14 protein-coding genes are annotated in these 14648 nt (G+C 64.3%); 13 read left to right on the top strand and 1 reads right to left on the bottom strand.

The window, feature by feature from the left end:
- Nucleotides 1-195 precede the first annotated feature (195 nt).
- From QFZ33_RS11060 to QFZ33_RS11000, 13 genes are all read left to right on the top strand, one after another.
- Nucleotides 196-1302, top strand: a complete 1107-nt coding sequence (locus QFZ33_RS11060; protein ID WP_307027399.1) for an NADH:flavin oxidoreductase/NADH oxidase — start codon at nt 196-198, stop codon at nt 1300-1302.
- Nucleotides 1303-1346: 44 nt separating this feature from the next.
- A complete protein-coding gene (locus QFZ33_RS11055; RefSeq protein ID WP_307027398.1) occupies nt 1347-1787 on the top strand; it encodes a nuclear transport factor 2 family protein in 441 nt (146 codons plus the stop codon).
- Between the two features lie 38 nt (nt 1788-1825).
- Nucleotides 1826-2545: a GntR family transcriptional regulator gene (locus tag QFZ33_RS11050; RefSeq protein ID WP_307027396.1), complete on the top strand. Its 720-nt coding sequence runs from the start codon at nt 1826-1828 to the stop codon at nt 2543-2545.
- A gap of 235 nt (nt 2546-2780) precedes the next feature.
- Nucleotides 2781-3236, top strand: a complete 456-nt coding sequence (locus tag QFZ33_RS11045) for a nuclear transport factor 2 family protein (protein ID WP_307027395.1) — start codon at nt 2781-2783, stop codon at nt 3234-3236.
- 94 nt (nt 3237-3330) lie between these two features.
- On the top strand, nt 3331-4383 hold the full coding sequence (locus tag QFZ33_RS11040; protein WP_307027394.1) for an oxidoreductase: 1053 nt from the start codon (nt 3331-3333) through the stop codon (nt 4381-4383).
- A 110-nt stretch (nt 4384-4493) separates the two neighbouring features.
- Nucleotides 4494-5969 carry a fumarylacetoacetate hydrolase family protein gene (locus QFZ33_RS11035; protein ID WP_307027392.1) on the top strand — a complete coding sequence of 492 codons (1476 nt, stop codon included), beginning with the start codon at nt 4494-4496 and terminating at the stop codon, nt 5967-5969.
- Nucleotides 5962-6639: a GntR family transcriptional regulator gene (locus tag QFZ33_RS11030; RefSeq protein WP_307027391.1), complete on the top strand. Its 678-nt coding sequence runs from the start codon at nt 5962-5964 to the stop codon at nt 6637-6639. Before QFZ33_RS11035 ends, QFZ33_RS11030 begins: the two co-directional genes overlap by 8 nt.
- A gap of 28 nt (nt 6640-6667) precedes the next feature.
- On the top strand, nt 6668-8209 hold the full coding sequence (hpaE, locus tag QFZ33_RS11025; RefSeq protein WP_307027389.1) for a 5-carboxymethyl-2-hydroxymuconate semialdehyde dehydrogenase: 1542 nt from the start codon (nt 6668-6670) through the stop codon (nt 8207-8209).
- A 33-nt stretch (nt 8210-8242) separates the two neighbouring features.
- On the top strand, nt 8243-9325 hold the full coding sequence (hpaD, locus tag QFZ33_RS11020; RefSeq protein WP_307027387.1) for a 3,4-dihydroxyphenylacetate 2,3-dioxygenase: 1083 nt from the start codon (nt 8243-8245) through the stop codon (nt 9323-9325).
- A 90-nt stretch (nt 9326-9415) separates the two neighbouring features.
- Complete coding sequence (gene hpaH / locus QFZ33_RS11015) at nt 9416-10201, top strand: 2-oxo-hept-4-ene-1,7-dioate hydratase (protein WP_307027385.1); 786 nt, start codon at nt 9416-9418, stop codon at nt 10199-10201.
- Nucleotides 10186-10989, top strand: a complete 804-nt coding sequence (locus QFZ33_RS11010) for an HpcH/HpaI aldolase family protein (RefSeq protein ID WP_307027382.1) — start codon at nt 10186-10188, stop codon at nt 10987-10989. Before hpaH ends, QFZ33_RS11010 begins: the two co-directional genes overlap by 16 nt.
- Nucleotides 10990-11016: 27 nt before the next feature.
- Nucleotides 11017-12519, top strand: coding sequence for an NAD-dependent succinate-semialdehyde dehydrogenase (locus QFZ33_RS11005; RefSeq protein WP_307027380.1), 1503 nt, complete (start codon nt 11017-11019; stop codon nt 12517-12519).
- A 95-nt stretch (nt 12520-12614) separates the two neighbouring features.
- Nucleotides 12615-12812, top strand: coding sequence for a hypothetical protein (locus QFZ33_RS11000; protein WP_307027378.1), 198 nt, complete (start codon nt 12615-12617; stop codon nt 12810-12812).
- Between the two features lie 306 nt (nt 12813-13118).
- Here QFZ33_RS11000 and QFZ33_RS10995 read toward each other — a convergent pair whose 3' ends face one another.
- A complete protein-coding gene (locus QFZ33_RS10995; RefSeq protein WP_307027376.1) occupies nt 13119-14507 on the bottom strand; it encodes an MFS transporter in 1389 nt (462 codons plus the stop codon).
- Nucleotides 14508-14648 lie beyond the last annotated feature (141 nt).

Here is a 14648-nt window from a genome sequence, read left to right as displayed (position 1 = left end):
TCCCTCTGCCCTTCAGTGGGCCCTAGGAGGAGGTCGAAAGCTGCGTTTTCGGGATTGTGGTTTTGATCATATCTAGTTTATGATCAGATCCACAAGAGTCCGACAGAAGGTTTTCTCGAACGGGTTCAAAAGCAACAAGGCTCATATGCCCCGCCCGGACGTCGGCCCACAGCAAGTTTCCTGGAAGGTTTAGATATGACGACTTCCCCTCTTTTCCAGCCCCTGACCGTGCGATCGACGACGATCCGCAACCGGATCTGGGTTTCTCCCATGTGCCAGTACTCCTGTGAGAACCAGGACGGCATCCCCAATGATTGGCACCTGATGCATCTCGGTCAGTTCGCTGCTGGTGGTGCCGGTCTCATCATGGCCGAGGCGACCGGGGTGAACCCCGCAGGCCGCATCTCGAGCGAAGATACGGGCATGTGGAACGACCAGCAGCGTGACGCATGGGCACGCATCGTGCGCTTCATACACGAACAGGGCGCAACCGCAGCAATCCAGCTGGCCCACGCCGGCCGGAAAGCCTCCGACTATCGGCTCTTCGACGAACGCTGCGGCACCACAAAGCCTGTCGCAGAAGGCGGATGGAAGACTGTGGCTCCCTCAGCCCTGGCGTTCCCGGGCTTTGATGTGCCCCAGGAGCTGGACCATGCAGGCATCGACGAGGTCGTCCGTGACTTCGCGGCAGCGGCGCTGAGGAGTGTGCAGGCAGGATTCGACATAATCGAAATCCATGCAGCCCATGGGTACCTCATCCACGAGTTCCTATCACCGCTCAGTAACACCCGCACCGATGAATACGGCGGATCCCTTGAAAACCGGGCCCGGCTGCTGCTGCGCATTGTCTCAGCAGTACGGGAAGCCATTGGCGAAAGCCATGGCCTCTTCGTCCGGTTCTCCGCAACGGACTGGGCAGAGGGCGGATGGGACCAAGAACAGACCGCCGAGGTCGCCGCCATGGCACGCGACCGGGGAGCGGACGTCTTCGACATCTCCACCGGCGGCCTGATTGACGGCGTTGAAATCCCAGTGGGCGAGGGATACCAGGTTCCCCTCGCGGATCACATCAAATCAGCCTCTGAGGTGCCCACCTCCGCCGTTGGCCTCATCACGACAGCGAAGTATGCCGAGGAAGTAGTCGCCAGCGGACGTGCAGATGCGGTCATGCTCGGCAGGGAACTGCTCCGTGATCCACATTTCGCCCTGAGGGCGGCCCGGGAGCTAAACGTCCACGTCGACTACTGGCCACGCCAGTACAAGGCCGTGCAGTGGAAGGTGCGCGAGACCGCCGACCGCTGAACCCCAGCTCCCACCCTGACTTCTTCACAGAACGGACGACCGACATGACACACAAGACCGTTACCGGCACACTGACTGCCCTTGACCGGCTAGAAATCCAAGAACTCGCCACCGGCTACGGAGTTCACCACGACCGCAGAGACTTTGCTTCACTCCGCGACTGCTTCACTTCGGATGCGACCTACATCATGCGCATCACGGACGGCCCCACGTACGGCCCCCACGAAGGGCCAGAAGCGATCGTGGGCCAGATCCAGGCGTTCAAAGAATCCCAAAACGACGTCCGGCGCCACCACATCTCCAACATCCAGATCGAACCGCTCGGTGACGATATCGCATCCGTCCTTTCCTATGTTCTCGTCTCGGCCACCGACACCGACGGACTCGCGATCAAAACAGTGGGCACATATGCTGACACTGTCGTCCGAACACCTGAGGGCTGGCGAATTGCCCGCAAGGAACTCCAGTTGGACTCAGCGTTTTAACTGCCTAGGAATTCAGGGCAACGGGAAGTAGTGAGTCGATGAAGAAGAATGCCCGCCCGTTGGGCACGAAAACCAGTCAGGCCTATGAATACGTCAAGCGACGCATTCTCGACGGCACCTACTCTCCCGGACACCGACTCGTGCTCGAGAACATCTCCCGCGAAGCAGATATGAGCCAACTCCCGGTAAGGGAGGCTCTCCGGCGCCTGGAAGCCGAAGGCTACGTCGCCTACAAACACAATGCCGGTGCGCGGGTTGCCGAACTCGATCCTGCTGCATACGAGAGCACCCAGGCGGTAATCGCTGTTCTTGAAGGGGCCGCAACTGCGGGAGCGGCCCCATATGTGACCCCCGATGCAATCAGGAAGGCCGAAGACCTCAACCAAGAGATGCGTCGAAGACGCGAACTCTTCGATGCCGAGGGCTTTATGGACCTCAACGCCCAATTCCATGATCTCCTGTGCTCTCCTTGCCCCAATGCACATCTGATGGAGCTGCTGGAAAGCGAACGCAGCCGGATGGCTCTCATAAGGAAGCCAACCCTCGGCATCATCATGCGGCATGCGGCAGAATTCGTGGAAGACCACGACCAACTCCTGGAACTGCTCAAAACAAATCCCCACTCCCCCGAGATCCAACTCCTGGCCCAAGCCCACAAGAGGCGGATACTCGAGGCCGTTCACACGGAGGCCGTGGCCTATCACCTTCCGCAGACGGAAACGGAGGAGCTGCTGGAAATCGAGGCGCGCACACCGTAATCCGCTGCTGCGCCGTGCAGGCACTCCGGAGAAAAATCCACCTGGCGCGCCCTGGCCCCTCCCCTGCGGCTGGTCTGCCCGCAGGTGCCGCAGCCCAATGGCGACAATCGGGCGCACCGGGTCGCAAATCAACAGGTGCTGTCACTGCGGCACAGCACCCGCCGCCGGGACTTCATCTGTCGTCCCCAAGAACCGTGCCCAGTGGGCCCGGCATTGATGCAAAGGAGCAACGATCATGACCGCTGAAGACACTTCTGCCAGAGAAAGTACTGTCCTGGCCGCCGATCGATCGGCAATGCAGGACACCCTTGCCCGCTACGCGTGGGGCTACGACGAAGGAAACTTCGACATGCTGGCGGACACCTTCACCAAGGACGGGACCACCAGCGGCAAAGTCGCGAATTCGGATGCCTCCTGGGGCCCAACCACAGGCAACCAGGCGATCACCGACATGCTCAAGGCGATCCGCGAACAGCAGACGGACCAGCGCCGCCACACTGTTCACACATTCCGCTTCGAGAACCAGAGCTCTTCATCCGCCGACCTCTACAGCTACGTGCTCATCACGTCGACGGAAAACGCAGTGACCAAAACCCTGACCGCCGGCTGGTACCACGCCTCCATGGTCAAGGAAGCCGACGGGCAATGGCGGATGGCGGACCTGACCGCCCTGCTTGATAGCCCCTTCTAGAGACCCGGAGAGAATGCGATGTACTCAAGGAACCTGACGGGGCCACCTTCGCGACCAAGCACGCGTGGTCCATTAGCGATGGATTGGTGACCCCGTGACGGCGAACAGCTTGCTCTTTTCCCCTTACCGGCTTAGAGGCATGGACCTGAAGAACCGTATTGTCATGTCCCCAATGCTCATGTACCAGGCCCAGGACGACGGTTCTGTCACCGAACGCCAGGTCCTCCACTACGGTGCCCGTGCACTTGGCGGGGTGGGGTTGATCATGACCGAGGTCATTGCCGTCCACCCGCTGGGACGCATCAGTGAAACCGACATCGGACTCTGGTCCGATGAACACATAACCGGCATCCGCCGCATCGTTGAAGCCGTCCACGCCTGTGACGCAAAGATCGGTGTCCAGCTGGCGCACGCAGGCCGCAAGGCCAATCTCCCTGGCGGCTGCGTGGCACCCTCCAGAATCCCGCACTCAGAAGACTCGCCAACGCCAGCAGAACTGACGACGGCGGAAGTATGCCAACTGGTTCAGTCCTACGGGGCCGCGGCTGCCCGCGCTGACCAGGCGGGGGTGGACTGCATCCAGATCCACGCAGCCCATGGCTATCTCATCCATGAGTTCCTGGCACCAATGTCCAACGAACGGACGGACGAGTACGGGGGCAGCTTGGAGAATCGGGCCAGGTTCCTCCTCGAGGTCGTACGCAGTGTCCGTGCGGCACTGCCGCCCGGCAAACCTTTGCTGGTCCGCTTCTCCGGGACTGACCTGGTCGACGGCGGCGTCACTGCCGACGATGCCGGCCAAGTTGCCAAATGGCTCGAGGCAGCCGGCGCGGACTTCCTTGAGGTGACGACCGGCAACATTACCAAGACGTACACCGGGGAAATCTATCCGGGATATCAGGCAAAGTTCGTGCAGGATATCCGCCGCCACTCCGCGCTGCCGCTGGGATCGGTCGGATCCATCCACTCGGCCGACCTCGCAGAGTATCTGCTGCGGGACGGAGGCATCGATCTGGTCTTCATCGGCCGGGCACTACTGCGCGATCCGTTCTGGCCTATTCACGCGGCGTCCGACATGGGTTCGGAACCACCCCTGCCAATCCCGACCTACGCGCGGGCTACCGGACCCTACCAGCGCGGTTTCTAAGCGCCGACCGATTTAACCCGTATACCGGGTGCGGTCGCGGCGCTTGACAACAAAACCACCACCGGCCACTATGTTTCGTATACGATTTCGTACCTGATGAGGAGAACGCTTTGGAGCAGGTCAACGACGACACCCTGGCAGCAGCACGCAAGGTGATCGCGGTGCACATCAACTACCCCAGCCGTGCCGCCCAGCGCGGCCGGACCCCGGCGCAGCCCTCCTACTTCCTGAAGCCGTCGTCGTCGCTGTCCCTGACCGGCGCCGCCGTCGAACGCCCGGCCGGTTGCGAACTCCTCGGCTTTGAGGGCGAGATCGCCATCATCATCGGCAAGGCGGCCCGCCGCGTCGAGGTCGAAGACGCCTGGGGCCGCGTCGCCTCGGTCACGGCCAGCAACGACCTCGGCGTGTACGACCTCCGCTACGCGGACAAGGGCTCGAACCTCCGGTCCAAGGGCGGCGACGGCTTCACCCCGGTGGGCCCGGCACTGATTCCGGCAGAGGCCGTCGACCCCGCCAAACTGCGCATCCGCACTTGGCACAACGGGGAACTGGTGCAGGACGACACCACCGAAGACCTGCTCTTCCCGTTCGCCCGGCTCGTGGCGGACCTGTCCCAGCTGCTCACCCTCGAGGAGGGGGACATCATCCTCACCGGCACGCCCGCCGGCGCCTCCGTCGCCGTGCCCGGCGACGTGCTGGAGGTGGAGGTAAGTGCCGTGGATTCAGCAGGTGGCGACGGCGGGCTGAGCACCGGCCGCCTCACCACCACAGTCAAGGAAGGCACGACGGCGTTCGCTGAGTTTGGTGCCCAGCCCAAGGCCGATGACCTGCAGCGCGAAGAGGCGTACGGCTCGCGGGAGGCCGCGGGTCTTCCGGTTTCCGGCAGGGTCCTGAGCCCGGAGCTGAAGGCCAAGCTGGAGAGCGTCTGCACCGCCACGCTGTCCTCCCAGCTGCGCAAGCGGGGCCTGAACAACGTCAGCATCGACGGACTCACCGCCACCCGCCCGGACCGCAAGGTGGTGGGCCTGGCCCGGACCCTGCGCTATGTGCCCAACCGCGAGGACCTCTTCAAGACACACGGCGGCGGTTTCAACGCCCAGAAACGCGCCATCGACTCAGTGAACGAGGGCGAAATCCTGGTCATGGAGGCCCGCGGGGAGAAGGGCACCGGGACCATCGGCGACATCCTCGCCCTGCGCGCCCAGGTCCGCCGCGCCGCGGCCATCATTACCGACGGCGGCGTCCGGGACTTCTCCGCCGTGGCCGCCATGGAGCTGCCCACCTACTACTCCAACCCGCACCCCGCCGTGCTGGGCCGCCGCCACATCCCCTGGGACACCGACATCACCATCGCCTGCGGCGGCACCACCGTGCAGCCCGGCGACATCATCGTGGCGGACTCGGACGGCATCCTGGTGATCCCGCCGGCCATCGCCGAGGAAGTCGCCAACGACTCCATCGCCCAGGAACGCGAAGAGGTCTTCATCGCCGAAATGGTCGAGCAGGGCCACAGCGTGGACGGGCTCTACCCGCTCAACGCTGCTTGGCGTGCCAGGTATGAGGAATGGGAAGCAGCCAATGACTGAAACAGTGACTGACCGAGCTGCTGCCACCTCCCTCGGCAGCAAGTCGGAGCAGGCCTACCAGGCCGTCAAGGCGCGGATTGTGGAAGGCACCTACACCCCCGGCTACCGGCTGGTCCTGGGGACCATCGCCAGAGACCTCGGCTTCAGCGTGGTCCCGGTCCGGGAAGCGATCCGCCGACTCGAGGCCGAAGGCCTGGTTAAGTTCGAACGCAACGTCGGCGCCACCGTGGCCGGCATTGACCCCACCGAGTACCTCTACACGATGCAGACCCTGAGCATCGTGGAGGGTGCGGCCACGGCATTGTCCGCGCCGCTGATCGATGCAGTGGCAATTGCCCGGGCCCGCACCGTGAATGCCGAGATGCGGGAGTGCCTGAAGCACTTCGACCCCGTCCGTTTCACCCGGCTCAACCAGGACTTCCACAGCGTCCTGTTCGAGCACTGCCCCAACCCGCACATCCTGGACCTGGTCCACCGCGGCTGGAACCGGCTGGCATCACTGCGGTCCTCAACGTTCCGCTTTGTTCCCGGCCGGGCCCACGAGTCCGTGGACGAACACGAGGCCCTGCTGAAGCTCATTGAAACCGGCGCCGACGCCGACACCATCGAAAAAGCAGCACGACTCCACCGCAGCGCCACCCTGGACGCCTACCTCGCCCAAACCAACTAGCACCCCGACAACAGTTAGGACCTCAACGATGACGACCTCAGTTGAAACCACCCAGCACCACATTCCGGAAAATCTGCCCACGCATCTCCAGCACTTCATCGACGGTAAGTTTGTTGACTCCGTCGGCGGCAAGACCTTCGACGTGCAGGAGCCGGTCTCCAACGAGAACTACGCCACTGTCGCGTCAGCCCAGCCGGAAGACGTCGACCGCGCGGTCGCAGCCGCCAAGCGCGCTTTCAAGGAAGGCCCGTGGTCGAAGATGCTTCCCCGCGAACGCTCACGCGTGCTGCACAAGATCGCCGACATCGTCGAATCGCGCGACGACGAACTGGCCCTCCTCGAGAGCTACGACTCCGGCCTGCCGATCACCCAGGCCAAAGGCCAGGCCCGCCGCGCAGCGGAAAACTTCCGCTTCTTCGCCGACCTCATCGTTGGGCAGGAGGACAACGCATTCAAGGTGCCCGGCCGCCAGATCAACTACGTGAACCGCAAGCCAATCGGCGTCGCCGCCCTCATCACGCCGTGGAACGTCCCCTTTATGCAGGAGTCCTGGAAGCTAGCCCCGGCCATCGCCACCGGCAACACCGTCGTCATGAAGCCGGCCAGCTACACCCCGCTCTCCGCTGTGCTGTGGCCCGAAATCTTCCGCGAGGCAGGCCTGCCCGACGGAGTCTTCAACCTGATCTTCGGATCCGGCGGAGTCGCAGGCGACTACCTCGTGAAGCACCCCGACGTGCCTATAGTCTCCTTCACCGGTGACAGCTCCACCGGTGCCACCATCTCAACCGCAGCAGCCCCCCAGTTCAAGAGCCTCTCACTCGAGCTCGGCGGCAAGAGCCCTGCGATCGTCTTCGCCGACGCCGACATCGAGGCCGCCCTCGACGCCACGGTCTTCGGTGTCTTCAGCCTGAACGGCGAGCGTTGCACCGCAGGGTCCCGCGTGCTCGTGCAGCGCGACATCTACGACGACTTCGTGGCCCGCTTCGCCGAGCGCGCGAAGAACATCAAGGTAGGCCTCCCAAGCGACCCCACAACCGAGGTCGGATCGCTCGTGCACCCCAACCACTTCGACAAGGTCATGAGCTACATCGAAATCGGTAAGACCGAGGGCCGGCTCCTGGCGGGCGGCGGCCGCGCCGACGGCTTCCCCACCGGCAACTACGTTGCCCCGACCGTGTTCGCCGACGTCTCCCCCGACGCCCGGATCTTCCAGGAAGAAATCTTCGGACCCGTCGTGGCCATCACCCCCTTCGACACCGACGAAGAGGCGCTCGAGCTCGCAAACAATACCAAGTACGGCCTCGCCGCCTACGTCTGGACGACAAACCTGAAGCGCTCCCACAACTTCGCCCACGCCATCGAGGCCGGCATGGTGTGGCTGAACTCGAACAACGTCCGGGACCTGCGCACCCCGTTCGGCGGCGTGAAGGCCTCGGGCCTGGGACGCGAGGGCGGCTACCGCTCAGTCGACTTCTACACCACCCAGCAGTCGGTACAGATCACCCTCAACGAGGCCCACTCACCCAAGTTCGGCAACGTCGAAGACGCTGCAGCAACCAGCGACAGCTAACCCCTCCCAAACTTTCGAAGAAGAGAGAACATCATGACCGACTTCGTTCCCACCCCGACCGTTCCGGCACCGGATATCGTCCGCTGCGCCTACATGGAGATCGTGGTTACTGACCTCGCCAAGTCGCGCGAGTTCTACGTCGGCGTCCTCGGCCTGCACGTTACTGAAGAGGACGAGAACACCATCTACCTCCGTTCCCTGGAGGAGTTCATCCACCACAACCTGGTGCTCCGCCAGGGACCCATCGCCGCCGTCGCCGCCTTCGCCTACCGGGTGAAGTCCCCCGCCGAGGTGGACGCCGCGGAGGCCTACTACAAGGAACTGGGCTGCCGCACCGAGCGCCGCAAGGAAGGCTTCACCAAGGGCATCGGCGATTCCGTCCGCGTCGAGGACCCGCTGGGCTTCCCGTACGAGTTCTTCTACGAGACCGAGCACGTGGAGCGCCTCACCCAGCGCTACGACCTCTACTCCGCCGGTGAACTGGTCCGACTGGACCACTTCAACCAGGTCACCCCGGACGTCCCCAAGGGCCGGAAGTACCTGGAGGACCTCGGCTTCCGCGTCTCCGAGGACATTAAGGACTCCGACGGCGTCACCTACGCCGCGTGGATGCACCGCAAGCAGACCGTCCATGACACCGCCCTCACCGGCGGCAACGGCCCGCGCATGCACCACGTCGCCTTCGCCACGCACGAGAAGCACAACATCATCCAGATCTGCGACAAGATGGGCGCCCTGCGCATCAGCGACCGGATTGAACGCGGCCCCGGCCGGCACGGCGTGTCCAACGCGTTCTACCTCTACATCTTTGACCCGGACGGCCACCGCATCGAGATCTACACCCAGGACTACTACACCGGCGACCCGGACAACCCCACGGTCACCTGGGACGTCCACGACAATCAGCGCCGCGACTGGTGGGGCAACCCCGTGGTCCCGTCCTGGTACACCGAGGCCTCCCTGGTCCTGGACCTGGACGGCAACCCGCAGCCGGTCATCGAGCGCACCGATGCCTCCGAAATGGCCGTCACCGTGGGCGCCGACGGCTTCTCCTACACCCGCAAGGACGAGACCTCCGCGGCAGTGGAGGGCTTCAAGCTGGGAGCCCAGGTCTAGCCCCAGACCGGGTGGCCGGCCCTGTACCGCAGCTGCGGGACCGGCCGCCCTCACCACAGACTGACCTGTCCGCCCGTGAGGAGCTTATGAATGTTGGACGCGAAGACGATTGAGGCCATTGCGGATGAGCTGGTGGAGGCTGGCCGGACCCGCACCCCGGTGCCCCGCCTGACTGCTCGTTATCCGGAGATGACGGTGGAGGACTCCTACGCGGTGCAGCAGCTGTGGCGGCGCCGCAACGAGGACGCCGGCCGGACCCTGGTGGGGCGCAAGATCGGCCTCACGTCCAGGACCATGCAGGCTGCCACCGGCATCACCGAACCGGACTACGGTGCGATTTTTGATGACATGGTGCTCGAAACCGGCTGCTCCGTGGAGTGGGACAAATACACCCATCCCCGTGTGGAGGTGGAACTGGCGTTCGTCCTGAAGGACGGGCTCAAGGGCCCCGGCTGCACCATCTTCGACGTCCTGAACGCCACCGACTACGTGGTCCCGGCCCTCGAAATCCTGGACTCCCGGATCGAGATGGAGGGCCGGACCATCGTGGACACCATCTCCGACAACGCCGCCATGGGCGCCATGGTGGTGGGCGGCCGCCCGGTGAAGCCGGACGCCGTCGACCTCCGCTGGGTCTCCGCGATCCTGTATAAGAACCAGACCGTCGAGGAAACCGGCGTCGCCGCCGGCGTCCTGGACCACCCGGCCAACGGCGTGCACTGGCTGGCCAACAAGATCGCCGCGCACGGGGACGCCATGAAAGCCGGCGACATCATCCTGGCAGGATCCTTCACCCGCCCGCTCTGGGTCTACAAGGGCGACACCGTCCACGCCGACTACGGACCCCTCGGGAGCGTCACATGCCGCTTCGAGTAGACGACACCTTCCGGTCCGCACTCGCTGCGGCGGAGCGGCCGCTGGCGGGGATGTGGGTCTGCTCCGGCAGCCCGCTCATCGCCGAGCTCTGCGCCGGGTCCGGCCTGGACTGGCTCCTGGTGGACGCCGAACACAGCCCCAACGGCCTCGAATCCATCCTCGCCCAGCTCCAGGCCATCCACGGCTACCCCGTGCAGGTTTTGGTGAGGCCGCCGGTGAACGACACCGTGCTGATCAAGCAGTACCTTGACCTTGGCGTGCAGAACCTGCTGGTCCCTATGGTCAACTCCGTGGCCGAGGCCGAGGCCGCGGTGGCTGCCACCCGCTACCCGCCGCACGGGGTCCGCGGCGTCGGCTCCGCGCTGGCCCGCGCCGCACGCTGGAACCGCGTCCCCGATTACCTGGCCCGGGCCACGGACACCATCAGCGTCACGGTCCAGATCGAATCCACCGCGGCGGTTGAGGCGGTGGCGGACATCCTGAAGGTCGACGGCGTGGACGCCATCTTCGTGGGGCCCTCCGACCTCGCCGCCTCCATGGGACTGCTCGGCGAGCAGGAACACCCCGAGGTGCGCGCCGCCGTCGAACACTGCATCGCGGCCGCAAAGGCAGCGGGCAAACCCGCCGGCGTCAACGCCTTCGCTCCCGCCACCGCCCGCCACTACCTCAACAACGGCGCCGACTTCATCCTGGTGGGCGCCGACGTCGCCCTGCTCGCCCGCGGCTCCGAAGCACTCGCCGCCCAGTACATCCGGCCCTCCGGCGGCGAAACCCCCGCCAGCTACTGACAGCCAACAAGCTTAAGGACTTTTTCCATGACCCTTTCTGAAATTTCCCCCACCGTTTCACCGGCGCGTGAAGCCGCGCTCCTCGCGTCCGTCCCCACCGGCCTGCTCATCAACGGGCAGTGGCAGGACGCGTCCGACGGCGGCACGTTCGACGTCCACGACCCCGCCACCGGGCAGGTACTCGCCACCCTCGCCTCCGCCACCAGCGAGGACGCTATCGCCGCACTCGACGCCGCCGACGCGGTCCAGGCCTCCTGGGCCCGCACCGCACCCAGGGACCGGGCCGAAATCCTCCGCCGTGCCTTTGACCTGGTCACCGGACGCGCCGAGGACTTCGCGCTGCTGATGACCCTGGAAATGGGCAAGCCCCTGGCCGAAGCCCGCGGCGAAGTCACCTACGGCGCCGAGTTCCTGCGCTGGTTCTCCGAAGAAACCGTCCGCGACTACGGCCGCTACCTCACCACCCCCGAAGGCAAAAACAAGATCCTCGTCCAGCACAAACCCGTGGGCCCGTGCCTGCTCATCACCCCCTGGAACTTCCCGCTCGCCATGGCCACCCGCAAAGTCGCCCCCGCCATCGCCGCCGGCTGCACCATGGTCCTCAAACCCGCCAAACTCACCCCGCTCACCGCCCAGTACTTCGCGCAGACCATGCTCGAGGCCGGCCTGCCCGCCGGCGTCCTCAACGTCGTCCCCTCATCCAGCGCCTCCGGCATCTCCGGGCCCCTGCTCAAAGACTCCCGCCTGCGCAAGGTCTCCTTCACCGGCTCCACCCCCGTCGGCAAACGCCTGATGGCCGACGCCGCCGGCAACGTCCTGCGCACCTCCATGGAACTCGGCGGGAACGCCCCGTTCATCGTGTTCGAGGACGCCGACCTGGACAACGCCGTCGAAGGGGCCATGGCCGCCAAAATGCGAAACATGGGCGAAGCCTGCACCGCCGCCAACCGCTTCCTCGTCCAGGAATCCGTCGCCGCCGAGTTCACCGCCAGATTCGCCGCGGCGATGGCCGCCCTGAACACCGGCCGCGGCACCGAACCCGCCACCCAAGTCGGTCCCCTCATTGACGCCGGCGCCCGCGACGACGTCCACGCCCTCGTCAGTGCCGCCGTCGACGCCGGAGCCACCGCCCTCACCGGCGGCGCACCCGTGGACGGACCCGGCTACTTCTACCAGCCCACCGTCCTCGCCGACGTCCCGAACGACGCGGCGATCCTGGGCCAGGAAATCTTCGGACCCGTCGCCCCCGTCACCACCTTCACCACCGAAGAAGACGCCATCCGGCTCGCCAACGCCTCCGAGTACGGCCTCGCCTCCTACCTCTACAGCAAGGATTTCAACCGGCTCCTACGCGTGGCCGAACAAATCGACTTCGGGATGGTCGGCTTCAACGCCGGCGTCATCTCCAACGCCGCAGCACCCTTCGGCGGCGTCAAACAATCCGGACTCGGCCGCGAAGGCGGCACCGAAGGCATCACCGAATACACCACCACCCAATACATCGGAATCAACGACCCCTACGCCAACTGACACAGTTTGTCAGCGGCGGCGATATCCCAGCCATCTTCCTGACAGCCACGCGCAACAGTGGCCACCAAAGCTGCCGAAATGGAAGGACCCTAGATATGATCGAGCGCCAAATAGCCCAAAACTGGTCAGCACTTGAGGCAGGCCAGCCCGTTTTAGTCACTGAGAACCCGTCTCTTCACTACCCAACGACTATTGATGAACTAACAGAAGACAACACTGTCGTCTGGATAATCGCAGGAAGCACACGTCGTGCCTTCGATTATCGCGAAGGCACTGTCATTGCACCTGCGTGATAACGAGGGCATTTTCTGCTGGTTAGATGATGACACCTAGGGCGCAAGCAACTTAGCGCTGCCGCACAGCCAGAGACTGCCGCGCGGCTCCAGACATTTCTGAGACGGCGTGCAGCGTGGGCGTGACGTCAGGTGCGGTGCACCCCAACCTGACATCCAATGGGCCAAGTATCCTGACCTGCTCCAACAAAGGCCCTAGAACTGAATGTGACAGGTTGATGGTTTTGGAGGGACGGTTTCCCGACTGATTGTAGACACGTTCCGTCTCTGAGGTTCTGTTAGCCCCGGCGCTAAGCGGGGGCTTGATCAGTTGGTGCGGACGGGCTCATTTGAGGTGTCGGGGGTGCGCCGGTCAAAGACGAGCGCTCCAACTTCCTGTTGGGCCTGATTCCGGATGGAAAGGTCCATGCCGGAGCGGTCACGCACGAGAGAGACGGCCAGAAAGGAGACTAGGGTCATACCCACGAGATACAGGGAAACGGCCTCGGTTCCACCTGTGGCCTGCACCAGGGCTGTGGCGATGGTCGGGGCAAAGGCCCCGCCGAGGATCGCACCCAGGGCGTAGGAGATGGAGACGCCGGAGAAGCGCACCGAGGCTGGGAACATTTCCGAGTACAGGGCAGCCTGCGGCCCGTAAGCGAGTCCCAGGCCGAAGCTAAAGATGGTCAGCGCCAAGTAGAGCATCGGCAGGGAACCGGTGTTGATCATCCAGAAGAGCGGAAAGCACGCCAGCAGTTGGGCTCCGAACCCTATGAAATACGTCTTCTTGCGGCCAATCTTGTCCGAGAGGTATCCGGCAAGGTAGGTGAAGGCGAGCCAGATGGCGGCACCGTAAGTGATTGCGACGAGGACGTCAGTGCGTGCGTGACCGACGGCGGGACTGGAGGCGTAGCTGGGGATGAATCCTCCGGTGGCCATGTACCCTGCAGCGTTGTTACCTGCGAAGATCAGGGCGGCAATGATCACGAGCAGTCCGTGGCGGCGGAACAGCTCCACGATCGGTATCCTAGGCTGCTTTTTGGCTGCGGCGATTTCCTGGAAAACGGGGGATTCGTCCACCGCGCGGCGTACGAAGTAGCCGACCACAATGAGCACGATGCTCAGCAGGAAGGGTACGCGCCATCCCCATTCGAGGAAGGCGGCTCCCGGGGAGACTAGGCCGGTCATGAGCGCTGTAACGCCGGTGGCCAGCAGCAGCCCTAGTGGAACGCCCAGTTGGGGGAATGCCCCGGCCCTGCCTCGGCGGTCGCGGGGGGCGTGCTCAACTGCCATCAGGACGGCACCTCCCCATTCACCGCCCGCGGAGATGCCTTGCAGGATCCTCAGCAGAAGGAGCATGACCGGGGCGGCAACACCGGCGGTCGCGTAGGTCGGCAGGACGCCGATCAAAGTGGTTGCGGCGCCCATGAGGATGAGTGTTAGCACGAGCATGGCCCGGCGCCCTATTTTGTCGCCGTAGTGGCCGGCCAGGAAGGCACCGAGGGGCCGGAAGAGGAAGCTGATGCCGACGGAGGCGAAGGACAATAGCAGCCCGATGGAGGCGCCGGCGGGTTCGAAGAACAACTGTGCGAATACCAGGCCTGCCGCGGTGGCGTAAATGAAGAAGTCGTACCATTCGACGGTAGTGCCGATGACGGTGGCGAAGGCGACGCGGCGTTGGTTTGCGGTCGCGCTGTGAGTTGCGGACGTGCTCATGGTTCTCCAGGTGGTGTGAGCGGGGTAGCCCCGGGGATCTAACTGGTGCAGCTTTGCCGGTGGAGCCTTAACGGCTTTGTCGGGCGGTGGCCGGAATCACCGGAGTGCTCGCGGTAGTGCCGCTCGGGGTCCGGCGTTCTT

The organism is Arthrobacter globiformis, from assembly GCF_030815865.1.
GTDB classification, from domain to species: Bacteria; Actinomycetota; Actinomycetes; order Actinomycetales; family Micrococcaceae; genus Arthrobacter; species Arthrobacter globiformis_B.
This window is presented reverse-complemented; position numbering and strand designations above follow the sequence as displayed.

Coding starts and splice junctions, on each gene's coding strand:
- QFZ33_RS11060 (WP_307027399.1), top strand. CDS start 196: ATGACGACTTCCCCTCTTTTCCAGCCCCTGACCGTGCGATCGACGACG.
- QFZ33_RS11055 (WP_307027398.1), top strand. CDS start 1,347: ATGACACACAAGACCGTTACCGGCACACTGACTGCCCTTGACCGGCTA.
- QFZ33_RS11050 (WP_307027396.1), top strand. CDS start 1,826: ATGAAGAAGAATGCCCGCCCGTTGGGCACGAAAACCAGTCAGGCCTAT.
- QFZ33_RS11045 (WP_307027395.1), top strand. CDS start 2,781: ATGACCGCTGAAGACACTTCTGCCAGAGAAAGTACTGTCCTGGCCGCC.
- QFZ33_RS11030 (WP_307027391.1), top strand. CDS start 5,962: ATGACTGAAACAGTGACTGACCGAGCTGCTGCCACCTCCCTCGGCAGC.
- hpaE (WP_307027389.1), top strand. CDS start 6,668: ATGACGACCTCAGTTGAAACCACCCAGCACCACATTCCGGAAAATCTG.
- hpaD (WP_307027387.1), top strand. CDS start 8,243: ATGACCGACTTCGTTCCCACCCCGACCGTTCCGGCACCGGATATCGTC.
- hpaH (WP_307027385.1), top strand. CDS start 9,416: ATGTTGGACGCGAAGACGATTGAGGCCATTGCGGATGAGCTGGTGGAG.
- QFZ33_RS11010 (WP_307027382.1), top strand. CDS start 10,186: ATGCCGCTTCGAGTAGACGACACCTTCCGGTCCGCACTCGCTGCGGCG.
- QFZ33_RS11005 (WP_307027380.1), top strand. CDS start 11,017: ATGACCCTTTCTGAAATTTCCCCCACCGTTTCACCGGCGCGTGAAGCC.
- QFZ33_RS11000 (WP_307027378.1), top strand. CDS start 12,615: ATGATCGAGCGCCAAATAGCCCAAAACTGGTCAGCACTTGAGGCAGGC.
- QFZ33_RS10995 (WP_307027376.1), bottom strand. CDS start 14,507: ATGAGCACGTCCGCAACTCACAGCGCGACCGCAAACCAACGCCGCGTC.